The organism is Streptomyces hesseae, assembly GCF_031845785.1.
Lineage (GTDB): Bacteria > Actinomycetota > Actinomycetes > Streptomycetales > Streptomycetaceae > Streptomyces > Streptomyces hesseae.
On the sequence record NZ_JAVRFI010000005.1, the window covers coordinates 103389 to 125131 of the forward strand.

A 21743-nucleotide genomic window follows, 5' to 3' on the forward strand; every position below is an offset into this window, starting at 1 on the left:
ACGTCCGGTCAGGTCCTTCCGTACCTCACCTACGGTACGAGGCCGCACGGCGGCACTCACTCCTTGCTCCGCGGCGGGACTCCGCGGGCTTCTCCTCCGTGAACGGCCGGCGATACGGCCACTGGTGCCTCCACCGTCCTCCGGGGAAAGGAGCCCGTTACAGGAGCCGACGGTGCCGCGTGCGGTCCTCTTCACACGGCCGGTCGGCTTCGACGCGCGGGGGCGGCCTCCAGGTCGTACGGACGGGCCGCTGGAGCGGGTCCGGTGGCGCCGACCACACCAGGCGGCTGCCGCCCCGGGCGGGGTGGTGATCTCGAAGGCGCCGCCGACTTGTTGCGCCGGGCTCGCCCGAGGCTCCCACCGTGGTCCTGGCCCGAACCCGTGGGAAATCCGGACGATCACGAATACTCTGGTCGTCGTGGGGCCAAACGATGGGGTGTGGAAGTCGGCGCTGTCCGGCTTGGGGCGGCGGGGTCTCGGTGCGTTGTTCGGCGCGCGCGGGAGTGAGCAGGGTGAGGCGCCCGGCGCGTCAGGCGATCGGGGCGGGGCGCATCTGGGCTGGGGGTTCACCCACACCCAGTACAGCGCGGACCACGGCGTACCGGATGCCACGCGGCGGGCCGGTGCCCTGCTCTCCGCGCAGCCCATGCCGCAGAACCAGCACCTCATGGGCTGGGGCGCGGAGAACCCCGAACCCGCGCCCGGACGCTACGACTTCGAGGCGCTCGACCAGCGTGTCGCGCTGATGCGGGCCACCGGCGCGGACCCCGTCCTCACCCTGTGCGGGGCTCCCGACTGGATGAAGGGCGGGCGGAAGGGGCGTACCGACTGGGCGCGGCTGGAGGCGGCTCCCGACCGCGAGCACTACGCCGACTTCGCGCGGCTCGCGGGTGTGGTCGCGCGCCGGTATCCGGACATCCGGCACTTCCTCGTGTGGAACGAGCTGAAGGGTTTCTACGACGAGGACAAGCGCCGCTGGGACTACGAGGGGTACACCGAGCTGTACAACCTCGTCCACGCCGAGCTGAAGCGACAGAACCCCGAATGCTTCGTCGGCGGCCCCTATGTGGTGGTCGACCACGAGCCGCCCGGTGACGAGGACGGCTCGCCGGAGGTGCGTGGCTCCTGGGGCGGCCTCGACCGGCGTTCCGTCGATGTCATCCGCTACTGGAACGAGCACAAGGCCGGAGCGGACTTCGTGGTCGTGGACGGGGCCAGTTACACCCGTGAAGGGCACCGGGCGCTCCCCGACGAGTTCGCCGCCACCGAGAAGTTCGCCGACGTCACCCGCTGGCTGAGGAACGTCACCGGGCTTCCGGTGTGGTGGGCCGAGTGGTACGTCGAGCCGCCCGCCGAAGACGACCGGGCGGGCGGCCGGGACGGCTGGAGTGAGCAGCACCGTACCGCCGTGCAGGCCACCGCGATGATGCAGCTCGCCTTGGGCGGAGCCGCCACCGCCCTCTACTGGAACCCGCAGAGGACCGAGGGCGACTGTCCTGGTTGTCTGTGGCGGAGCACCCACTTGGACGACGGGGGCAAGGGGTTGCCCATGGCACTGCTGCTGGGCAGGTTCGCCCGCGAATTCCCGCCGGGGACCGCCTTTCGCCGGGTCGCCGTCGCAGCCGAAGCCGGTGCCCGGGTCCAGGTCCTCGCCCACGAGGGCGTGGTGCTCGTCGTCAACACCGAGCGGCATCAGGTCGCGGCCAGGGTGGACGGGCGGGACGTGTCACTGGCGCCGTACGAGGTGCGCTGGCTGGACGGTTGAGTGAGCGAACCCGGCCGGTGGCTGCGGCGCGTTCCGGGGTGAGTTGCGGCCTTCCGTGCGGGAGGTGGTTGACTACGCCGCATGGATCTCGCACGGATAGCACGGGTAGTACGGATATGCCCTGCGTGCGCGGGCGTACCGGCGCGGCGGGAGGGGCTGTCGTGAGTGCCCTCGGTATACCGTCCGAGCCCAGCCCCTTCCCGTTGGATTGCGGCGCGCCCCCGTTCGACCCCGAACTGAGCGTGGCGCTCGCGGCTCTGGGGGCCGGGGTGAGGCAGCCATTCACCCCCGAGAACCTTGCGGCCCGGCAGGAGCGGGATGCGGCGGTCCGGCCCAGGCCGACGGTCCGGGATCTCCGGGCCGACGGCCTCTTCGAGGTCGAGGAGCTGCGTGTGCCAGGGGCGTCGGGCGGGGCGGACGTCACACTCGTGAGCGCACGGCCTGCCGGACTCACCGGGCCGCTGCCGCTGCTGTACTACATGCACGGCGGCGGAATGATCACCGGAAACGCGTGGTCCGTGCTTCCGCGGCTGCTTCGCGAATGGGCTCTCCCGTTGGAGTTGGCCGTCGTCTCCGTCGAGTACCGGCTGGCACCGCAGGCGCGGTACCCCGGACCGGTGGAGGACTGTTACGCCGGATTCGTCTGGGCGGCCGAGCACGCGGCCGAGTTGGGCATCGACGCGGACCGCGTCGTCATCGGAGGGAAGAGTGCCGGCGGCGGGCTCGCCGCGGCACTCGCCCTGCTCACCCGTGACCGAGGCGGGCCCACCCCGATCGGGCAGCTGCTCCTGTGCCCGATGCTCGACGACCGCAACGAGACCTTCTCCGGCCACCAGATGGCCGGCATCGACATCTGGGACCGGACCTCCAACACGACCGCGTGGCAGGCGCTGCTGGGCGACCGGTACGGTGCCGCGGACCTGCCGCCCTACGCGGCTCCCGCCCGGGCCACGAATCTGTCCGGACTTCCCCCGGCCTATATCGAGGTCGGGTCGGCCGAGACCTTCAGGGACGAGGGTGTGGCCTACGCCAACGCGATCTGGCAGGCCGGCGGCCAGGCCGAACTGCACGTATGGCCCGGAGCCTTCCACGGCTTCGACACCTTCGCGCCGCGGGCGGCTCTCAGTCAGGACGCCCGCGACGCCCGTTTCCGCTGGCTTCGGCGCGTCCTCGCACAGTCCGGTGCGAGCAGCGGGTCCGCCTGCTGAGCACGTTCCCGCCGGGGGCCGTCACCTCGGTCAGGGCGAACCCGGCCGTGGCTTTCAGGTGGCCCGGTTTCGCCGATGCTCCGAGACCCGGGCTCGACCCGGTCGGCGACGCCCGGGCCCTTGACGCACGGATTGCGGGACGGTGGAGCCGCGATCGGCGCGCTGGACGAGGAAGGCCGGTCGAAGCGTAAGGCAACGCACCGGTGCCCCCTCGCCCGTTGAATCCCGATCACAGGCGCAGTTGTACGCGCCTGTGGATCACGGCCGGCCGGCGGTCGCCGGCTCCTCGGTGGCGGCCGGTTCCTTGGCGGGCCCCGCGCTTCCCGACGCGCCCGGCGCGGAGGGCGTCGGCGTGGGGCGGACGAGGGCCAGGACGAGGAGGCCGCCCACGGCCGCTGCCGCCGCCGCGCACAGGAAGACGTCCTGCATGCCGTCGGCGAAGACCCGGTGGATCAGCTCCCGCGCCTCCGCCTGGTTGCCGTGCGGCGCGGCGGCGATGAGGCGTTGCGCCTGGCCGCCGGCCAGGGCGGACGCGGCGTCGTGCGCGTCCGGGACGAGGCCCGAGAGCCGCTTCTGGGCGGTGTGGGTGAACACGGCGCCCAGGACCGCGATGGCCAGGGTCATGCCCAGCTGCCGGAAGGTGTTGACCGCGCCGGCCGCCATGCCCATCCGCTGCGGCGGCACGCTGCCGGTGGCGGCGGAGACCAGGACGGGGGTGGCCAGGCCGACGCCCGCACCGCCCACGGCGAGCCCGATGACGAGGGAGGACGCGGTGGCGTCGGCGGACATGGCGTCGTACAGCAGGTACATGCCCGCCGCGATCAGGAGCAGGCCGACGCCGATCGGCAGCCGGGGCGCGAGCCGCTGGATGTGGCGGCCGGCGATCGCCGCGACGAGGAAGGAGACCACGGCCATGGGGGTCAGGGCCAGGCCGCCCTCGACGGGGCCGAGCCCGAGGACCGATTGCAGCCACAGCGAGACGAGCACCAGGCAGCCGAACGCACCGCCCTGGAGCAGCAGCGCGCCACCCATGAGCCCGGCGAAGGACGGGCGGCGCAGCAGGGCGAGGTCGAGCATGGGCTGGCCGCCCCGGCGTCCCAGGCGGGTCTCCACGAGGACGAACGCGATGAGGGAGGCCGCCGCCACGGCGAACGTGATCATCACCGTCGGTGAGGTCCAGCCCGCCTCGGTGCTCCGGATCAGCCCGTAGGTCACGGCCGCCGCCGCGAGGGTGAACGTGACGGCGCCGGGGACGTCCACACGGCCGGTGCGGGCCTGGTGCCGCGCGGTCCGGTCGGCGCGTACGACGCGCAGGGTCAGCAGGATGGCGACGGCGGCGACGGGCAGGTTGACCAGGAAGATCGCTTGCCATCCGATGTGCTCGGTGAGCAGGCCGCCCAGGATGGGGCCCGTCGCCGCCGCGGCGCCGTTGACGGCTCCCCAGATGCCGAACGCGGTGCCGCGGTCACGGCCGTGGTACGTGGCGCCGAGCAGGGCCGCCGAAGTGGCGAACATGGCGGCGCCGCCCGCGCCCTGCACCGCCCGCGCGGCCACCAGCACACCCGCGTCGGTGGCGAGGCCGCAGGCCAGGGAGGCCAGGGCGAAGAGGGCGAGGCCGGACACGTAGAGCTTGCGGTGCCCGTAGAGGTCGGCGATCGAGCCCGCGGCGAGGAGCAGCGCGGCCAGTGACAGCGCGTAGGCGTCGACGACCCATTGGAGGGAGGAGAAGGGGGCGTCCAGGGCGTCCGCCATCTGCGGCAGCGCCACATTGACGATGGTGACGTCCACCAGAAGGATGAAGGCGCCCAGGCATACCGCCACCAATGGCCACCACTTACGCATTGAGGGAACTCCGTTTCATTTCGGCCGCGTGCTGGTTGGACGCGGTCGTGCCCGCTCAGGATGGGCGTGAGGCGTCCGGATGTCGCAGCCGGAGTCGACTCTCGCGCGAAATCCGACACCTCGTAGACTCATGTGGTGAATCTCGACATCGAGCGTGGTGCCCTTCCGGCACTCGACCCGCAGGACCAGATGCTCGCCCACGCGCTCCAGATCGACGGGCGGGCGCCGTTCCGCCGGATCGCCGAGGTCCTCGGGGTGTCCGACCAGACCGTCGCCCGCCGCTACACGCGGCTGCGGTCCGCCGGAACCCTGCGTGTCCTCGGGCTGACCGACCCGCTGCGGCTCGGCGAGGTCCCCTGGTTCGTCCGGATCCGCTGCGCGCCGAGCGCCGCCGCCCAGATCGGTGAGGCGCTGGCCCGGCGCAGGGACACCACCTGGGTCCATGTCGCGGGAGGCGGCACGGAGATCTTCTGCCTCGTGCGGTCGCGGGGGCCGTACGGTGACACGCTGCTGGAGAAGCTGCCGGGCACGCCCCGGGTCGTGGACGTCTCCGCGCACTGTCTTCTGCACGTCTTCTTCGGTCAGGACCGCAGCCTGATCACCAAGACGGGACCGCTGACGAGCGAGCAGGTCATCGCCCTGAAGGCGCAGGAAGCGCAGGACGCGCCGGAGACCCCGCTCGCCGACCCGGCCCCGGCCTATCCCCTGGAGGACGCGGACGGCCGGCTGTTCGACGCGCTGGCGCGGGACGGCCGTGCGAGCATCGGCGAGCTCGCCGTGGCGACCGGCTGGTCGCAGACCACGGTCCGCCGCCGGCTGGCGGAGCTGCGGTCGGCCGGGGTGCTCTACTTCGACGTGGAGTACGCCCCGCGGGTCCTGGAGCGGAATTTCCGGGCCTCACTGTGGCTGAGCGTGGAGCCGTCACATCTCGACGGGGCGGGGCAGGCGCTCGCCTCCCACCCGGAAGTGGCCTTCGCCGCCGCCACAACGGGCCCGACGAACATCTTCGCCAGCATCACCACACACGACGCCGGGTCCTTCTACCGCTACCTCACCGGCCGCGTCGCCGCCCTGCCTGGCATCCTGGGCACCAGTACGGCGCCCATCCACCGCACCATCAAGACAGCGGGGCCCTTCGCACCGAGCGCACCCTGAGGGGGGCGGGCGCTGCCGCAGCGCGCGTGAGCGCAGCTGTGGCCGGAGGACAGTGATGTTCCCGGGCCGGACGGTCACCCGATCGGCCGCTCTATCACGGTAAGTAACAGCTGTAGCGCATTAAGCTGTCGGTCGGCGGTTCTTCTCTGGATCAGTCAGCCCCATCCGGAGCACTGCGATGACGAAGCGATTCACGGAAACCCGTGCGGCCCGCGCCCGGCGCAGCCGTCTCGTCGTGGTGTCATCGGTCGCGGTAGCCGTGCTGGGGGTCGCCGCCTGGCCGGCGATGAGCTTCTTCGACATCCCGCCGTTCACGGACAAGGGCGAGCCCGTCAGCTATGGCCGGGTCGGCCGTGCGATAAGCGGCGGCAAGCCGGCGGACACCCGGACCCTGCTGCCCACCGGGCCGGAGGCCGCCTTCACGAACGCCGAGACTCTGGGCGACGGGACGAAGATCGGCGTCGTGACCCTGGAGGGCGGGAAGTCCGGCTTCAAGGGCAAGGTGTGGGTCTGGGCGCCCAAGGAGTACACGGACGACCCGAAGTACGCGAAGAGCGGCTTCCCCGTGCTGATCGCCCTGCCCGGCGGCCCGGGGTACGGCAGCAACTACTGGATGGGGCGCCCGGGTGGGTTCTCCCTCCAGGAGAGCATCTCCGAGTGGTTCCACGCGGGTTCGAGCAAGCCGTTCCTGCTGGCGATGCCGGAGTTGAACCCCGGCCCCGGCGACAAGGGCATCTACTGGGACGGCAGTGACATCCCGGGGCAGCCGAAGATGGGCACCTGGCTGACCGAGGACGTCCCGGACCTGATGCGCGCCAACTTCCGTACGCTCAAGTCGCGGGACGGCTGGGCGTTCATGGGCTCCTCGACCGGCGGTTTCGCCGGTCTGAAGGCCGTGCTGAAGCACCCGGACAAGTTCAAGGCCGTCATAGCCAACGGACCGGACGTCGTCCCCGACTCGCCGCTGTGGAACGGCCACGAGAAGGAGAAGGCCGAGAACAACCCCGAGGTGCTGGCCAAACGCCTGATCGACACCAAGGGGCCGGACGTCTACCTCTCCTTCCAGGTCGGCACGAAAGAGAACGCCTCCACCATGAGGAGCGTCAAGAACTTTATGCGCTCCTATGGCGAGGGCCCCGTCCACACCAAGCTCTGGGAGATACCGGGCGGCAGCCACAACGGCGCCACCTACGGCGCGAACATGGCGGGCCCCATGAAGTGGATCAGTGACCACCTGGAAGGCCCGCCGCACTCCCCCTGACGCCCCCCTGGCGCCTCCCCCCTGACGCGCGCCTCACTCGCGGCGGCCGATGGCCTTCGCCTGTGTGTAGGCCCAGCCCGCGAGCACGACACCAGTGGTGACGGCGGCGGCGTGCGCGAGCAGGACCGGGACGAAGCCGCCCGGCACCCACCCGAGCAGCCCCCGGTCGTCGGGGTGGACGACGAGCCGGACGAGGCCTTGCGCGAAGACCACCATCACCGAGGCACCGACGATCTGCAACACGTCGTACTTCACGCGTTCTCTCCTCCCTGCGTGCGGAATACGTTACAAACGTATCAGCGAGGAAAACCGTAAAGCGCCAATTTCTCAGCACATTCTTGCTTTTCGTCACACTCTTTTCGACGCTACGATGAAAAGCATGCGTGACGAAAAGGAACAGGCAGCGTGCCGGACGTGCGGCACGCCTCTCGTGCCCGCGAAGCGCGGGCGCCCCGCCGTCTACTGCTCGCGGAGCTGTCAGGCCCGCGCGTACCGGCGGCGCAAGCAGCATCTGCCCGCCCCCGGCACCACACCCGCGCCCGCCTCGGCATCGACGCGGGCGTCATCCGGCACCCGGGAACGCCAACGGCGCCGTATCGCCGAGGCCCTGTGGCACATCGCGGCCGAGCACGGCCTGCACGCCGCGAGCATGCGCCGTGTCGCGGACGGGGCCGGGGTCTCGCTGCGCGTGGTCCAATACCACTTCGACAGCAAGCACGCCCTCCTCGTCGACGCGCTGCGCCTGCTGCACGAGGAGAACGAACGCCTGGCCAGAGCACGTGTCCCCGCGGACACGACGGACCCGCGCGCGCTGCTGCGGGCCGTACTGCTCGAATTCCTGCCCCTGGACGAGCAACGCGCCCATGCCCTGAAGGTGTTCGCGGCGTACTACGCCCGCAGCCTGACCGATCCCGCCCTCGCCGCGGTCTTCCTCACCGCCGACCAGCCGCTGGAGCGATTCGTCGCGGACATCGTCGAGGCGGGCCGGGCGGCCGGGATGACGGCGCCGGGCCTCGACCCGCAGCACGAGGCGGACCTGCTCGTCTCCGGCATCACCGGCCTGGGCCTCGACGTCGTGCACGAGCGCCGCTCGCTGACGGACATACGGGCGGTGCTCGACTACCACATCACGCGCGTCTTCCCTCCAGAGGTCGCCGCCACGCACCCGTGAACGCCCGTCACCGTGCCGGGGCGTCGCACGCGCCCGCGTGAGGCGCTTTCCCCCTGCGCGGTGTGCGCCCCCGGAGTGCTCCTGTGCTCCCTTCTCACTCATACGAGCGGGGGCGCGCCGGGGCTTGGCCCATGGTTGACTTTCAGCCAACTGCCCGCCAGATGCTGCTGGATACGACCGGCCGGGGAGGGGCTTGCGATGACAGCGGAGACAGGTGACGCCGGACGTACCGAGAACGCGGTGTCGGGTGGCCGGGTGCGCGGTTCGGTGATCCAGGCGAGGAACATCGGGAGGATCTCCTTCGCCGGCCGGCCGAAGGACGACTCCCTGGAGCGGCTGGAAGCCGCCAAGACCAGGCTCGCGGACGAGGTCCGGCGGCAGTGGGAGGGCGAGGTGGCCGCCCAGGGGCTGCGGCGCCCGGAGCCCATCCGTTTGCAGTGGGCGAACACGCGTCGTGCGGTGGCCGTACGCAGGGCCGTCGCGCCCACGACGCCCACGACGCCCACCGGGCGGACGGGCCCCGCCGCGTCGGAGGCGCTGGGGCGCTGCGTCGATCTGGACGAGCTGGTAGGTGCGTTCCGGGCGCTCCCCCAGGGGCACTTGGTGATGCTGGGAGAGCGCGGGTCCGGCAAGACGGTCTGGGTGATGCTCCTGACGCTGGGTTTGCTCGGCTCGTACGAGCCGGGTGATCCGGTTCCGGTGCTCCTGACCGCGTCCTCGTGGGATTCGGGGAACACCTGGGTCCCGGGGGTGGAGCATCTGCGGACCTGGCTGGCTCGCCGGCTGGTCGAGGAGTACCCGTTCCTGGCCGACAAGGAGGCCTACGGTGCCGGTGTCGCGCAGCGGCTGGTCACCGGAGGGCATGTCTTCCTGCTCCTGGACGGCCTGGACGAGATGTCCGAGGCTCTTCACGCGTCCGCCCTCGGTGAACTGGACGACAGCGGGCAGGATCTGCTGGTTCTCACCTGTCGTGTCGCCGAGTACGAGCGGGCGGTCGAGCGGTCGGGGCGGGTGCTGAGCCGGGCGGTGGTGAAGGAGATGCTGCCGATCGGTGTCCGTCAGGCCGAGAGCTTTCTGACCGCCGACAGACCGTGGGAGGACATCCGTTGGCAGTCCCTGCTCGCGGAGCTCCGCGACCGCCCGGACTTCCCGGACCTTCCGCTGTCACGGGCTCTGACCAGTCCTCTCATGGTGGCGCTCGCCCGGGTGATCTACGCGGCGCCGACGAAGGACCCGCGCGAGCTGTTGCGCTTCCCCGACCGGGCGAGCGTCGAGCGGCATCTGCTCACGGCCTTCCTCCCGGCCGTCTACCGTCCGCGTCCTGCGCCGCCCGGGGGCTCGGGCAGGGCTCCGGGGAGCTATGGCCTTGAGGACGCGCGCGGCTGGCTGGGGTTCATCGCCCGCCACATGGCGCGGAACGGCACTCATGACCTGGCGTGGTGGCAGGTGGCGTGCGCCGTTCCCGGGTGGGTCGCGGGGCTGGTCTTCGGGGTCGTCTCCGGGCTGATGTTCGGCTTCATCGGAGCGGCGGCGGGCGGCCCGGTGATCGGGCTGGTCTTCGGCGTCTCCTTCGGATCGGCCGGTTTCCTCGTCCAGGCCGTGCCGTCCCGGCGGCCGTCACCGGCCCGGGTGGAGATCCGGCTCCGGGGCACGGTCAGGGTGTTCGCCCTGAGGTTCGCGCTTGGGTGCGTGACGGGCATGGCGCTGGGTTTCGGGTTCGAGCTGCCGTGCTGGGCCCAGCTCGTGCTCGGCGCGCCGTTCGGGCTGGCCGTCGCCCTCCACGCGTGGCTGAGGGCCCCGTCGGACGCGACGAAGGTGGCGAGTCCGGGGCTGGCCTTCGAACAGGACCGGGTGTCCACGCTCATTCTGGGCGTCTCCTTCGCGCTCCCCTTCGGGCTCACGTTCGGGACGGTATTCGCCTTCACGGATCCCCGGGTCTCCGCCTGGCCGGCCCTGGGGCCGGTCGGAGGGCTGACGTTCAACACGGTCTTCGGCCTCGCCGGCGCGCTCGCCGGGTGGACCGTGGGCCATCTGTCGTACGGGCGAGTGGGCCGCTTCGCCTACAGCGCGGTGGGGACGGTCGTGAGCGGCGTCGTCTTCCCGCCCGCCGACGACCCCGGGTTCGCCTTCGGCACGGGGATCGCCTTCGGGGTGGCGTGCGGTCTGGTGGTCATGCTCGGCCGTCCGTGGGGGGCCTTCGTGTTCGCCCACGCCCTGCTGGCCCTGGCGGGGCGGCTGCCCTGGCGGCTGATGCGCTTCCTCCATGACGCGCACCGGCGGGGTGTGCTGCGCCAGGCCGGCGCGGTGTTCCAGTTCCGGCACGCTCGGGTGCGGGACCGTCTGACCTCCCACCGCGACGACCTGTAGCGCGCCGCCGAAGGGACGGTCGTGGCGGGGGCTGGTCAGTCCAGCGGCCGGGCGTATGTGATGAACTCCCGTTCCGTCGCGAAGCCCATCCGCTGGTAGAGCCCCAGCGCTCCGGTGGGGTTGTCCGCGTCGACGACCAGCTCCACCTTGTCGTAGCCCCGGCGACCGGCCTCGGTCAGCGTGTACGCCAGCAGGGTGCGGGCCGCGCCCCGGCCCCGGTGGGCCGGCCGGGTGCCCAGGTGGCCGATCGCGCAGGCGCGAAGCCCCTTGGCCGCTCCGTCGGCGACGTACTCGTCGGCGAGGAGGTACGCGGCCACGCGGTCGTCGGCGTCGAGCAGGAGCGCGGAGAGCCCGGCACGGAAGGAACGGTCGCCGGTGAACCATGTGTCCCAGTCGGTGCGGTCCGCCTCGGTGAAACTCCAGTGGTCGCGGAAGGCATCGTTGTGCGCGTCACGGGTGGCCTCGTCTAGGGCCCGGTCGAAGGGCACCAGGCGCAGCCCATCCGGTGTGGCCGGGGTGGGCAGGTCACGCGTGCGCAGGTCGTGTCCCATGCTGAACCAGTAGCGGCAGGGCTTGAACCCGGCGCGCTCGGCCAGGGCGGCGAGGCCCTTGTTCGTGGCCACCCCGTCGATGAGCAGTTCTCCCGGCACGCCGTCGCCCTGGTGGCGCTCGGCCCAGATGTCCCGGGCCCGGGTGCGCATCCAGCCGGTGAGGCGCTCTCCGATCCCTCGGCGGCGGAGGGAGGGGTGGACGGCCGCGGAGGTGCCGAAGCGGGCGATGTCGCGGACGTTCTCGGGCTCGTACACCATCGCGTACGCCATGAGCCGGCCGTCCTGCCGGACGCCCGTGGTGTTGCGGGCCAGGTCCAGCTTGGGGTCGGCGAGCTCGTGCAGGATGTCCGCCTCGTCCTCGTGCGTGCCGGTGCTGTCGACGCGCTCGACCTCTCGTCGCAGCTCCATGAGGTCGCGGGCATCGGCTGCGCGGAGCGGCGTGAGGGTGACGTTCATAAGCGAAACCGTATATAGGGATAAAGCGTGCGTCGAAAGATTTTCGCCAACGGCATGTCCTGCGTGTCTTCCGCTCAGGTGACGGTCGGTCCGCTGGGTGAGGCCGTGGGGCGGTGGGCTTCGGGGCTCGGCCAGTTCCGGATTTCGTACGGGTCGCCGTAGGTCTTCCAGCGCAGCGGCGGTTCGAGGGTGAAGTTCCGTTCGTTCAGGAAGACGCGCTGTTCGGTGTCGACCCGGCTGGTGTTGCCGTGGACCGTGGCGCGCTTGATGGCGGCCTTGCGGGCGTCGAGGAAGGCGTTGAGGTAGGCCGCCTCGTCCCCGCCCAGGGCCGGCGGCTTCGCCTTGGCCATGGCGTTCTTGCGGATGGAGCCGAAACCGTTCCGGTCGTCGCCGTTGCCGTGCATGACGGTCGCGTCGAAGTAGATGAACTGGCCGAGCGTGCGCAGTCCGTCCGCCTTGGCCCGCCGCACCGAAGGGCCGAAGTAGACGTGGTCGCGTTCCTCTTCCTGCGCGGCCTGGAACGCCTCGTCGGCGGCGGCCGCCTTCCAGGCCTTGACGAAGGGGTCGCCCAGCCCGGCGTGGGAGGAGGTGCCGTTGACCTTGCGCAGCGCGGGGAGGAACGCGGCGAGCGGGTTGGCGGGTTTGTGCCGGGTGTAGAGGGTGACGACCTCGAGCATGTCCCCGGTGCCCGAGCAGAAGCCGATGATGCCGCCGGTGTAGCCCTGTCCGTCGCCGATGTCCTCGATGTACTGGTACTGGCTCCTCCAGTCGAGGGTGGAGTTCTCGGCGCTGGCGACCAGTTCCATCGCCACTTCCTTGACGCGCGGGCAGTCGAGGCCGTCCTCGGGAGTCCGCGCGGCGCCGACGGTGAGCGCGACGGCCAGGCCGGCGCAGGCGATCCGAAGATCTCTCCGAGCGATCCGAGGGTTTCTTCGGGCGATCCGGGGTTTTCTTCGGGCTGGCCGGTCACGCATGGGCTTCTCCCGGGGCGGGGCTCAAGGGCCGGAGGGGGCTGTTGTGGTCCTTGGATAACTGTGTGGTGGCAGTGGCCACAAGCGTCCGGGCCGGGCCCCGGTCTTTCCGACCCGCTTGGCTGAGCCCACGCGTTCCGGTCGGGCCCGCGCGTTCCTGTTGAGCCCGCGCGTTCCGGCCCTGGCACGCCGCTGGGGCCCCAGCGAGCGGGGCCCCAGCAGTTCGCTCTACGGGGACCGGCCCCGTCAGGCGGATTCGCGCTGTCAGTCGCGGCCCGGCTGTCACCCGTCGTTCGACGGTGTGAACGTGCGCGGGATCAGGACAGCGGCCAGGAAGGCCACCATGGCCATGACGCCTGCGGAGATCAGGCTGGTGGTGGCGAAGGAGTCGGTGAACGCCGCCTTCGCGGCCTCGGCCAGGCGCGCGCCGTCCCCGGGCAGGCGCTCGGCCACCGACAGCGCGCCGGCCAGCGATTCCCTGGCCTGCTCGGCGGTGTGCGCGGGCAGGTCGGGTGCGCTGTCGGTGACCGTGCCGCGGAAGAGGGCCGCGGCGAGGCTGCCGAGGACGGCGATGCCGAGCGCTCCGCCCAGCTCGAAGGCCATCTCGTCGACGGCGGCCGCGCCGCCCGCCCGCTCCGGCGGGACGGCCGCCATGAGGGTCACCGAGGACGCGGTGAACATGGCTCCGCCGCCCGCGCCGAGGAGCACCAGGGCCCCGGCCACCGCCGCGTAGCCGCCGTCGACGGTCAGGCCCAGCAGCAGCGCGCCGAGCGCGACCAGCGTCAGGGCGCTCACGATGACGACGCGCATGCCGAAGCGGTGGATCAGTCCGGAGGCGGCCGGGGCGGCGGCCAACAGGGCCAGGGTCATCGGCAGCAGCCGCACTCCGGCGTCGAAGGCGCTCAGCCCCTGGGCCATCTGGAAGTGCTGGGTGAGCAGGAAGAGCACGATGGCCTCGGTGGCCATCGTCAGCAGGATGGCGATCGCGGCAGCGTTGAACGTCCGGTTGGCGAAGAGGCGTACGTCCAGCAGGGGGTGTTCGAGACGGAGCTGTCGGCGTACGAACCAGACGAGCAGGGCGACGCCCGCCGTCAGCGCCACCAGGGTGCTCGGGGCGAGGAGTCCGGCCTTGCCGATCTGCTTGACGCCGAAGACGAGCGCGACCACGCCCGCCATCGACAGGACCACGCTGGAGGCGTCGAGCCCGGCGTGGGCCCGGCCCGTGGACTCCGTCAGCCACAGCGCGCCCGCGACCAGGGCGACGAGGACCACCGGCACATTGACCAGGAAGGCGGCCTGCCAGCTGAAGTGCTGCATGAGCAGGCCACCCACGAGGGGACCCGCCGCCATGCCACCCGCGGCCATGGCGGACCAGACGCCCACGGCGACCGTGCGCTCGCGCGCGTCGGTGAAGGCCGCCCGGATCATCGAGAGCGTGGACGGCATGATCGCGGCACCGCCGACGCCCAGCAGGGCGCGAACGGCGATCAGGCCCACCGGGCCGGTGACCACGGCGGCCAGCGCGGAGGCCAGCCCGAAGAGGGCGAAGCCGATCAGCAGCAGTCTCTTGCGTCCCCAGCGGTCTCCGAGAGCACCGGCCGTCACCAGCAGTCCGGACAGCACCAGCGCGTAGGCGTCCACGACCCACAGCTGCTGGGTCGCGTCGGCGCCCAGGTCCCGTACCAGGGAGGGCAGCGCCGCGTTGAGAATCGTGGCGTCCATCCCGATGAGCAGGACGGACACGCACAGGATGGCCAGCTGTAGCCAGCGCAACCGCACGGGGGCGGGCGTTGGGGCGGGGCTGGTCATGGGTATCTCTCCTCGTTCGAGGCATTGATGTTTCCAATGAGACATTGATGTCTCATTTCTGGCTCAAGAGTACATGTCTCGCCCAGCGGCCGTATCGGCCGAAAAGGCTCGGCAGGGCGGGCGCACCGGCGAAGGTGCGGTCGGGTGCTATCCCGGCGCGCACACCGGGTACCGGTTATCCATCGGCCATCGCCATGTGTGAGGAGGCAGGGTGAGCGACACGACCGACGCACCGCTGTCGGGGTGCGCCGCGCTGGTGACGGGCGCGTCGAGCGGCATCGGAGCGGCCACCGCTCTCGCCCTGGCCCGGCAGGGCGCGGGAGTCGCTCTCGTGGCCCGGCGCGCCGAACGGCTGGAGCAACTGGCTGCCACGATCCGCGGCGAGGGGGGCACGTGTGCCGTGCTCCCCGCCGACCTGAGTGAGGACGCGCGGGCCCATGGCGTCGTCGAGGAGGGGGTGCGGCACCTGGGGCGGCTGGACGTGGTCGTCAACGGCGCCGGCTACGTGGCCCGGGGCGCGGTCGAGGAGGGCGACCCGGAGCAGTGGCGGCGGATGGTGGACCTCAACTTCACCGCCGTCCTGAACATCTCGCGGGCGGCCTTGCCCCACTTGGTGAGCGCGGCCGCGGACGGGCGGCGCGGGGTCGCCGACCTCGTCAGCATCAGCTCGGTGGCCGGCCGTATCGTCCGCAAGAACAACAGCGTCTACTCGGCGACCAAACACGCGGTGTGCGTCTTCAGCGAGGCGCTGCGCCAGGAGTTGACCGGCCGGTCCGTCAGGGTGGGCCTGGTGGAGCCCGGGCTGACCACCACCGAGATGACCGCCGGCAACGACTGGACACCGGTCGCGCCCGGCATGCCGCGGGAGGCGTGGCTGCGCGCCGACGACATCGCCCGGGCCGTCGTCTTCATGGTGACCCAGCCGCCGCATGCCGCCGTCAACGAGATCATGCTGCGGCCCACGGCACAGGAGGCCTGACCGCCGGGGCCCGTCCCGGTCAGCGGGGTCGAGCGGCGCACCCTAGGAGGCGCGCCGCTCGACGGCGTTCTCAGCGGTCCCGTTCGGCGAACGGTGCACCGACCCCCGGATTAGTTGTACACTTTAAACGATTGGACTTATTTAACTAATCTCCTCAGGAGGTCGGCGTGACGCCGGAGTTGCCCTCCAGCCGCCGTTGGCTCGTCCTCGGCATCTGCTGCTCGGCCCTGCTGCTGGTCAGCCTGGACAACACGATCCTCAACGTGGCCCTGCCATCCCTGCGAACCGATCTGGGTTCCTCAGTCTCGGGGCTCCAGTGGACCATCGACGCCTACGTCGTCGTCGTGGCCTCATTGCTCATGCTCGCGGGTTCGACGGCCGACCGGTTCGGCCGGCGCCGCGTCTTCGTAGCCGGTCTGGTGCTGTTCACCGCCGGATCGGCCCTGTGCAGTCTCGCGCCCGGCCTCGGCTGGCTGATCGCCTTCCGGGCCCTTCAGGCCGTCGGCGGCTCCATGCTCAACCCCGTCGCGATGTCGATCATCACCAACACCTTCACCCGCCCCGCGGAACGGGCCCGGGCCATCGGCGTCTGGGGCGGGGTCGTAGGCATCAGCATGGCGGCCGGGCCCATCATCGGCGGCACCCTGGTGGAGTCGGTCGGCTGGCGCTCGATCTTCTGGATCAACGTGCCCGTCGGGCTCGCGGCGCTGGTGATGACCCTGCGCTACGTCCCGGAGTCCCGGGCCCCGCGGCCGCGCCGTTTCGACCCGGCCGGCCAGCTGCTGATGATCCTGCTGCTGGCCTCGCTGACCTACGGGCTCATCGAAGGCCCCGCCGCGGGCTGGGCCTCTCCGGAGATCGTCGGCTGCTTCAGCCTCGCCGCGGCAGCCCTCGTCGCGCTGATCGTCCACGAGAACCGGCGCTTCGAGCCCCTCATAGAACCCCGCTTGTTCCGCAGCGCACCACTGACCGGAGCCACCATCACGGCGGTGTGCGCTTTCGCGGCGCTGTCCGGCTTCCTGTTCCTCAATATGCTGCACCTCCAGGAACGGCGCGGTCTGTCCGCTCTGGAGGCGGGTTTGCACATGCTGCCCATGGCCGCCATGTGCCTGGTCTTCGCGCCGCTGTCCGGACGGCTGGTGGGAACGCGCGGGCCCCGGCTGCCGCTCGTCCTGGCCGGGGTGACGCTCACCGCCAGCGGCGTACTCTTCGCGGCGTTCGACGCGGAGTCGTCGGACCCGCGGCTGTACACCGCCTACGTGCTCTTCGGGATCGGCTTCGGGCTGGTGAACGCGCCCATCACCAACACCGCGATCTCCGGACTCCCCCGCTCCCGGGCCGGGGTGGCGGCCGCCCTGGCCTCCACGAGCCGTCAGGTCGGTACGTCGCTCGGTGTCGCCGTCATCGGCGCCACGGCCGCCACGGGGACGGGGGACATCGGCTGGTGGATCATCACGGGGTGCGGACTGGCCGTCCTCGCCCTCGGTACGATCACCACCGGCCGCTGGGCCGCCCGGACCGCCGAACACGCCGCGGCCGGCCTCGACCACAACGACCCCGACCGGACCAGGACCTCGGTGACGACCTCATGAGCACGCAGGACGAAACGGCACGACGAGCCTGGGACAACCTCCGGGAGATCGTCCTCGGCGGCAACGAGCGCCGCAAAGAAGTCGTCGAGGCACTCGGCATGAGCTTCTTCCGCGTGAAGGCGCTGCGCCGGATCGCCAAACGCCCCATGACGCTGCGGGAGCTGGCGGAAGAGCTGCTGACGGACCGGCCGTACACGACGCTCGTCGTGGACGACCTGGCACGGCAGGGCCTGGTAGAGCGCTCGGAGAACCCTGCCGACCGACGCTCCAAGATCGTCTCCCTGACGCCGGAAGGGCGCGCCGCCGCGGAACGCGCCAACGCCATCATCGGTATGCCGCCGGCGGCGCTGCTGGCTCTGCCGGAAGAGGACCTGGCGGCGCTGGAGCGGATCGCCGAGCGCTTGGTGAAGCTGTCGGCCGATCAGCAGCGCTGAACCGCGCCGGGCTCCCCGCCGGTGTTTCTGCCGGCCTCCCCGTCAGCCTCCTCACTGGTGGAGCGGCTGCTAGCCGGGCAGCCGCTCCACCAGCAGGAAGCCCCCGATCACGATCATCGCCGCTCCGGAGCACCGGGTGACCGCCCGGGCCACCGTCGGCCTCGCCCGCAGCACCAGCCGCGCCGCCGTTCCCACCCCTGTGTAGACCGCCGCGCAGTTGGCCATGTGCACCAGGCCCAGTACCGCTATCTGCGCCGCGACCGGCCAGGTCGCGCCCTGGGCGACGAACTGCGGCAGGAGGGCCAGGAACAGCAGCAGCGCCTTCGGGTTGAGCCCGCTCGTCCCGGCCCCCTTCGCCGCCCGCAGCAGCCACGAGCCGCCGCTGTCCTGCGTACCGGCGGTGGGGGCGGCGGGGCGAGCGAGCGTGGCTATCCCCAGCCACACCAGGTATGCCGCGCCCACGGCGGTCAGCGCGGCCAGCACCAGCGGGTTCCGGGCCACCAGCGTCGCCACCCCGGCGGCGACCACCGCGGTGAGCACCACGTACCCGGTCAGCAATCCGCCCACCGCGGGCAGCAATGTCCGGTCGCGCAGCCCGGCGGCGATCGCGTACGCCCAGTCCGCTCCCGGAACCAGCACCAGCAGAAGGGACACCGCCCAGAAGGCGGTGACGCTGCCGAGTTCCATGCCCTGTTCTCCGTTCTCGTATTGCCGCGGGGCTCACCCGTACCCGCAGGCCCCGAGAGGGAGATTAGGTAAATGCGACGGAAATGTGCTTCCAACTTTTTCAGCACTTCAGCGCCGTCGTGGAAGAATCTTCCACATGGATGACGTGGACCGGAAAATCCTTGCCGAGCTACAGCGCGACGGGCGCCTCACCATCACCGAGCTCGCCGAACGCGTACGTCTCAGCGTCTCCCCCTGCCACCGTCGTCTGCGCGCACTGGAACAGTCGGGCGCGATCAGTGGCTACCGCGCGCAGCTCGACGCCGACGTCCTCGGGCTGACCTTCGAGGCACTCGTCTTCGTGACCATGCGCTATGAGGACCGTGAGACGGTGGCCGCGTTCGAGGAAACCGTCGCCGACATACCGAACGTTCTCCAGGCGCAACGTCTCTTCGGCGATCCCGACTACCTGTTGCGCGTCGTCACACGCGATCTGGCCGCCTTTCAGCGGCTCTACGACGAGCGCCTGGCCACGCTCCCGGGCGTTCAGCGGCTCAGTTCCACGCTGGTGATGAAGAGCATCGTCGAGAACCGCCCGTTGCCGCTGTGACGTCGCGGGGGTGGCGTCGCATGGTCGGGCATGGACACATGCCATCATGGCACCATCTCACGGCTTGTGCATGGCGCCACTTCAGCGCCATTATGACGTCATGGACTTGACGCCCTATGTCGACGATCTCCAACGCCAGCTCGCGGTCGCCGCAGACGCGGGCGGTGACGAAGCACGAGCCCTGGCGGAGCGGCTCACCGCGCCCCTGGAGTCCGCCACCCGGCTCACACTGCTGAACGCGCTCTCCGTCGCCATGGACGAGGTCACCCGGGATCTCGCACCCGGTTCGGTCGACGTTCGGCTGCGCGGGCTCGACCCCGAGTTCGTCGTGACGCCGCCGCCTGCCCCGGAGGCCTTCGAGGACGGCGCCACGCACGGCGGCGACTCGGGCGGCGGCCATGTCCCTCTGCCTCCCGCCCCCGCCGCGGCCACGATGCCGGCCGAGGGCGACGAAGGCGGCACGGCCCGCATCAACTTCCGCCTTCCCGCGCCCCTCAAGGCCCGGGTCGAGGACGCCGCCGGCCGGGAGGGCCTGTCGGTCAACGCCTGGCTGGTACGGGCCGTCGCCGCGGCCCTGGAGCCGGCCACCGGCTCCCCCCGCCCCAACGGGCGGACGCGCCACCGGGGTTCGCAGGGCTTCACCGGCTGGGTGCGCTGACCGCGCCCCGCCGCTCCCGCGCTTCCCATCACCCGCGTCATCAGCGTCACCAACGGATTCATCCACCACAGTCATGAGGACGGCACAGCCATGCCTGTTTTCGACACTCCCGAACCGATCGCCGTGACCCTCGAGTTCGAGATCGGCACCGCCAGGATCAGCGCGAGCAAGCGAGCGGACACCGTCGTGGAGGTCCGGCCGGCCAACGGCGCCGACGACGCCGACGTACGAGCCGCCCAGCAGACCGAGGTGACCTACGTCAACGGAAGGCTCACGGTCAAAGGCCCCCGGAAGCGCTCGCCCTTCGGCAGGCCCGGCTCGCTCGAGGTCAGCGTCGAACTCCCCTCGGGCTCACAGGTGCAGGGCACCTCTCCCCTGGGCGACTTCCTCTGCGAGGGGCCGCTCGGCGACTGCCGGCTGAGGACCTCGGCGGGCGACATCCGCGTCGAGGAGGCGGCCACCGTCACCCTCAAGACCTCCCACGGGGACATCCACCTCGGCCGCGCCACCGGGGACGCCGAGATCATCGGGTCCGGGCGGGTCGAGGCCGGCCGGCTCGGCGGCGCCGCGACGGTCAAGAACGGCAACGGCGAGACGACGATCGACGAGACCGTCGGCCATTTGAAGGCCCTGGCCTCCAACGGACGCATCACCGTCGGCCTCGCGCACACCTCGGTCGACGCCCGCTCGGCCAACGGCGCCATCCGGATCGACGAGATCGTCAGCGGCCGGATCACCCTCGCGACCTCCAGCGGGGACCTGGAGGTCGGGGTCCGCGAGTCCACCGCCGCCTGGCTCGACGTCAAGACCGGCATCGGCGCGGTGCACAACCACCTCACCCCCTCCGACAGCCCCGAAGGAGCCGCGGAGACCGTCGAGGTCCGCGCCCGCACCTCGATGGGTGACATCACCATCCGCCGCCCCTGACCACCTCGCACTCAGGGGGACACTCAGGTCCAGCGGCAATCGCATACGCCGAGCACCGCCCGGACTACGCACAGGCCGCGGTGCGCTGGGCGCTCGATCCCGCACCCGGCCCGCGCGTGCTCGACCTCGGCGCCGGAACCGGCAAGCCGACCGCCGCGCTGGTCGCGTCGGGCGCCGAAGTCACCGCTGTCGAGCCCGACCCGGAGATGCTGACCGAACCGCGCCGCGCACTGCCGGCCGTCCGGGCCCTGCCGGGTAGTGCCGAGGCGATACCGCTGAGCGCGGCCATCGGCCCGCGCGATACGCGCAGCGGCTGGCGCTCCGCGACGGCGGACACGCGCCTTCCGGACGCCGGCGTCGCCTGGTTCGGCTCGCCGGAGCAGGACGAGTTCCCCCACGGCCAGCGCCGCACCGCCGACTCCCTCGTCGTGGCACTCGCGACGCGCGCGGGGATGCTCGTCATACCGGAACAGGAACGACAGGCCACGCTCGGCCGGATCCGCGCTTTCCTCACGAGCAGCCCGGAGACCGCCCGCGGCGAGTTCACCCTCCCGATACTGACCGGCGTGCTGCACGTTCGGCGGCTATGAAGCATCCCGTCGACAACGATCGATGACACACCGCGCAGAACCGCGTCCGACTGGAGATCGTCCGGCTTGCCGGTGACTGCCTTGCGGGACGGCACCCGCTTGCGCCGCCGGGTGCGCGGGAGCGGCAGGGCCGTACGCCCCGCCGCCCACCGCTCCGCTCATCGCCTCGGGCCCGGGTCAGCGGGTCTGCACTGCCGCGCCTAGGCCAGGGTGCCGCAGTTTGTCTTGTAACGGGCCACGACATAGCCGTCGATCTCGCCGCCCCAGTCGACGCACTTGCCCTTGGCGTCCAGGTAGACCGGCCCCGAATACGAGGTGAAGAAGCCGTACTGCTCCTGCTTCGACTTCAGTTCCGTGTTGCGCTGGATCCAGGAGCCCACCCACAGCGGCGAGCCGGTCGAGCCGTTCCGCTTGGTGACCACGCAGTTCTTGCCGGTGGCGGCGTTGTAGGCCAGGTAGACCGCCCCGCGGCCCGGGATCGGGAGCTCGTTGACCTGCGCGTATCCGCTGCCGCACTCATGGTTGTACGCGGCGGCGCGGGCCGGGGCGGCGACGGACGTCCCGGTGCCCGCCACCAGCGCGGTGACGGTCGTGGCGGCGGCGAGCAAGGCAGCTCCCGCAACGCGGGTGCGTACAGCACGCTTCATGTGTCCTCCGTAGAGTCGCAAGTCGCATGGTGCCGGTTGATGGGCGTACGCGGGACGGCCATCTCCGTGCCCATACAGACACTC

The 21743-nt window shown here is 71.4% G+C and carries 20 protein-coding genes; 13 read left to right on the forward strand and 7 right to left on the reverse strand.

Features of this window, described 5'->3' with window-relative positions; all coding sequences use genetic code 11:
- Positions 1-418: 418 nt before the first annotated feature.
- Together RM609_RS10515 and RM609_RS10520 are read left to right on the forward strand one after the other, a co-directional pair.
- Positions 419-1765 carry a glycoside hydrolase family protein gene (locus tag RM609_RS10515; protein ID WP_311609864.1) on the forward strand — a complete coding sequence of 449 codons (1347 nt, stop codon included), beginning with the start codon at positions 419-421 and terminating at the stop codon, positions 1763-1765.
- A 161-nt stretch (positions 1766-1926) separates the two neighbouring features.
- Complete coding sequence (locus RM609_RS10520) at positions 1927-2973, forward strand: alpha/beta hydrolase (protein WP_311609866.1); 1047 nt, start codon at positions 1927-1929, stop codon at positions 2971-2973.
- A gap of 258 nt (positions 2974-3231) precedes the next feature.
- Here RM609_RS10520 and RM609_RS10525 read toward each other — a convergent pair whose 3' ends face one another.
- The gene (locus tag RM609_RS10525) at positions 3232-4815 is read right to left on the reverse strand and encodes an MFS transporter (protein ID WP_311609867.1); all 1584 of its coding nucleotides are present in this window, start codon (positions 4813-4815) and stop codon (positions 3232-3234) included.
- Between the two features lie 135 nt (positions 4816-4950).
- Between RM609_RS10525 and RM609_RS10530 the strand changes: the two genes are divergently transcribed.
- Positions 4951-5970 carry an Lrp/AsnC family transcriptional regulator gene (locus tag RM609_RS10530; protein ID WP_311609869.1) on the forward strand — a complete coding sequence of 340 codons (1020 nt, stop codon included), beginning with the start codon at positions 4951-4953 and terminating at the stop codon, positions 5968-5970.
- Positions 5971-6148: 178 nt separating this feature from the next.
- Positions 6149-7231 (forward strand): alpha/beta hydrolase, encoded by a 1083-nt coding sequence (locus tag RM609_RS10535; RefSeq protein ID WP_311609871.1) that lies wholly within the window; start codon positions 6149-6151, stop codon positions 7229-7231.
- Between the two features lie 33 nt (positions 7232-7264).
- On the opposite strand, the gene RM609_RS10540 is transcribed toward RM609_RS10535, so the two are convergent.
- Complete coding sequence (locus tag RM609_RS10540) at positions 7265-7486, reverse strand: hypothetical protein (RefSeq protein WP_311609873.1); 222 nt, start codon at positions 7484-7486, stop codon at positions 7265-7267.
- Between the two features lie 124 nt (positions 7487-7610).
- On the opposite strand from RM609_RS10540, the gene RM609_RS10545 reads away from it, so the two are divergent.
- Both RM609_RS10545 and RM609_RS10550 read left to right on the forward strand, forming a co-directional pair.
- Complete coding sequence (locus RM609_RS10545) at positions 7611-8402, forward strand: TetR/AcrR family transcriptional regulator (protein WP_311609874.1); 792 nt, start codon at positions 7611-7613, stop codon at positions 8400-8402.
- Positions 8403-8600: 198 nt separating this feature from the next.
- Complete coding sequence (locus tag RM609_RS10550; RefSeq protein WP_311609876.1) at positions 8601-10769, forward strand: hypothetical protein; 2169 nt, start codon at positions 8601-8603, stop codon at positions 10767-10769.
- A gap of 35 nt (positions 10770-10804) precedes the next feature.
- Here the strand turns inward: RM609_RS10550 and RM609_RS10555 are convergent, their stop codons facing one another.
- The 3 genes from RM609_RS10555 to RM609_RS10565 all read right to left on the reverse strand — a co-directional run bounded on the left by RM609_RS10555 (position 10805) and on the right by RM609_RS10565 (position 14556).
- Positions 10805-11776: a GNAT family N-acetyltransferase gene (locus RM609_RS10555; protein WP_311609877.1), complete on the reverse strand. Its 972-nt coding sequence runs from the start codon at positions 11774-11776 to the stop codon at positions 10805-10807.
- A 74-nt stretch (positions 11777-11850) separates the two neighbouring features.
- Entirely contained in the window at positions 11851-12750 is a 900-nt protein-coding gene (locus RM609_RS10560) for a chitosanase (protein WP_311609879.1), read from the reverse strand.
- Positions 12751-13029: 279 nt separating this feature from the next.
- Positions 13030-14556, reverse strand: coding sequence for an MFS transporter (locus RM609_RS10565; RefSeq protein WP_311609880.1), 1527 nt, complete (start codon positions 14554-14556; stop codon positions 13030-13032).
- Between the two features lie 211 nt (positions 14557-14767).
- Between RM609_RS10565 and RM609_RS10570 the strand changes: the two genes are divergently transcribed.
- From RM609_RS10570 to RM609_RS10580, 3 genes are all read left to right on the forward strand, one after another.
- Positions 14768-15535 carry an SDR family oxidoreductase gene (locus RM609_RS10570; protein ID WP_311609881.1) on the forward strand — a complete coding sequence of 256 codons (768 nt, stop codon included), beginning with the start codon at positions 14768-14770 and terminating at the stop codon, positions 15533-15535.
- Between the two features lie 167 nt (positions 15536-15702).
- Positions 15703-17127 (forward strand): MFS transporter, encoded by a 1425-nt coding sequence (locus RM609_RS10575; protein WP_311609882.1) that lies wholly within the window; start codon positions 15703-15705, stop codon positions 17125-17127.
- A complete protein-coding gene (locus RM609_RS10580; RefSeq protein WP_311609884.1) occupies positions 17124-17561 on the forward strand; it encodes a MarR family winged helix-turn-helix transcriptional regulator in 438 nt (145 codons plus the stop codon). Before RM609_RS10575 ends, RM609_RS10580 begins: the two co-directional genes overlap by 4 nt.
- Positions 17562-17630: 69 nt before the next feature.
- Here the strand turns inward: RM609_RS10580 and RM609_RS10585 are convergent, their stop codons facing one another.
- Positions 17631-18248 carry a LysE family translocator gene (locus RM609_RS10585; protein WP_311609886.1) on the reverse strand — a complete coding sequence of 206 codons (618 nt, stop codon included), beginning with the start codon at positions 18246-18248 and terminating at the stop codon, positions 17631-17633.
- A 136-nt stretch (positions 18249-18384) separates the two neighbouring features.
- Between RM609_RS10585 and RM609_RS10590 the strand changes: the two genes are divergently transcribed.
- The 4 genes from RM609_RS10590 (at position 18385) to RM609_RS10605 (ending at position 21012) form a co-directional block, all read left to right on the forward strand.
- The gene (locus tag RM609_RS10590) at positions 18385-18837 is read left to right on the forward strand and encodes an Lrp/AsnC family transcriptional regulator (protein ID WP_311609888.1); all 453 of its coding nucleotides are present in this window, start codon (positions 18385-18387) and stop codon (positions 18835-18837) included.
- A 100-nt stretch (positions 18838-18937) separates the two neighbouring features.
- Entirely contained in the window at positions 18938-19495 is a 558-nt protein-coding gene (locus RM609_RS10595) for a hypothetical protein (protein ID WP_311609890.1), read from the forward strand.
- 90 nt (positions 19496-19585) lie between these two features.
- The gene (locus RM609_RS10600; RefSeq protein WP_311609892.1) at positions 19586-20422 is read left to right on the forward strand and encodes a DUF4097 family beta strand repeat-containing protein; all 837 of its coding nucleotides are present in this window, start codon (positions 19586-19588) and stop codon (positions 20420-20422) included.
- Positions 20423-20502: 80 nt separating this feature from the next.
- Positions 20503-21012, forward strand: a complete 510-nt coding sequence (locus RM609_RS10605; RefSeq protein WP_311609893.1) for a class I SAM-dependent methyltransferase — start codon at positions 20503-20505, stop codon at positions 21010-21012.
- Between the two features lie 200 nt (positions 21013-21212).
- On the opposite strand, the gene RM609_RS10610 is transcribed toward RM609_RS10605, so the two are convergent.
- Positions 21213-21659, reverse strand: a complete 447-nt coding sequence (locus tag RM609_RS10610; protein ID WP_311609895.1) for a spore-associated protein A — start codon at positions 21657-21659, stop codon at positions 21213-21215.
- Between the last annotated feature and the right edge of the window lie 84 nt (positions 21660-21743).

Bases quoted from the DNA above. Each gene is read 5' to 3' on its own strand.
- RM609_RS10545 (WP_311609874.1), top strand. From the start codon at position 7,611: ATGCGTGACGAAAAGGAACAGGCAGCGTGCCGGACGTGCGGCACGCCT.
- RM609_RS10600 (WP_311609892.1), top strand. From the start codon at position 19,586: ATGCCTGTTTTCGACACTCCCGAACCGATCGCCGTGACCCTCGAGTTC.
- RM609_RS10555 (WP_311609877.1), bottom strand. From the start codon at position 11,776: ATGAACGTCACCCTCACGCCGCTCCGCGCAGCCGATGCCCGCGACCTC.
- RM609_RS10590 (WP_311609888.1), top strand. From the start codon at position 18,385: ATGGATGACGTGGACCGGAAAATCCTTGCCGAGCTACAGCGCGACGGG.
- RM609_RS10565 (WP_311609880.1), bottom strand. From the start codon at position 14,556: ATGACCAGCCCCGCCCCAACGCCCGCCCCCGTGCGGTTGCGCTGGCTA.
- RM609_RS10535 (WP_311609871.1), top strand. From the start codon at position 6,149: ATGACGAAGCGATTCACGGAAACCCGTGCGGCCCGCGCCCGGCGCAGC.
- RM609_RS10595 (WP_311609890.1), top strand. From the start codon at position 18,938: ATGGACTTGACGCCCTATGTCGACGATCTCCAACGCCAGCTCGCGGTC.
- RM609_RS10580 (WP_311609884.1), top strand. From the start codon at position 17,124: ATGAGCACGCAGGACGAAACGGCACGACGAGCCTGGGACAACCTCCGG.
- RM609_RS10550 (WP_311609876.1), top strand. From the start codon at position 8,601: ATGACAGCGGAGACAGGTGACGCCGGACGTACCGAGAACGCGGTGTCG.
- RM609_RS10525 (WP_311609867.1), bottom strand. From the start codon at position 4,815: ATGCGTAAGTGGTGGCCATTGGTGGCGGTATGCCTGGGCGCCTTCATC.
- RM609_RS10610 (WP_311609895.1), bottom strand. From the start codon at position 21,659: ATGAAGCGTGCTGTACGCACCCGCGTTGCGGGAGCTGCCTTGCTCGCC.
- RM609_RS10585 (WP_311609886.1), bottom strand. From the start codon at position 18,248: ATGGAACTCGGCAGCGTCACCGCCTTCTGGGCGGTGTCCCTTCTGCTG.
- RM609_RS10560 (WP_311609879.1), bottom strand. From the start codon at position 12,750: ATGCGTGACCGGCCAGCCCGAAGAAAACCCCGGATCGCCCGAAGAAAC.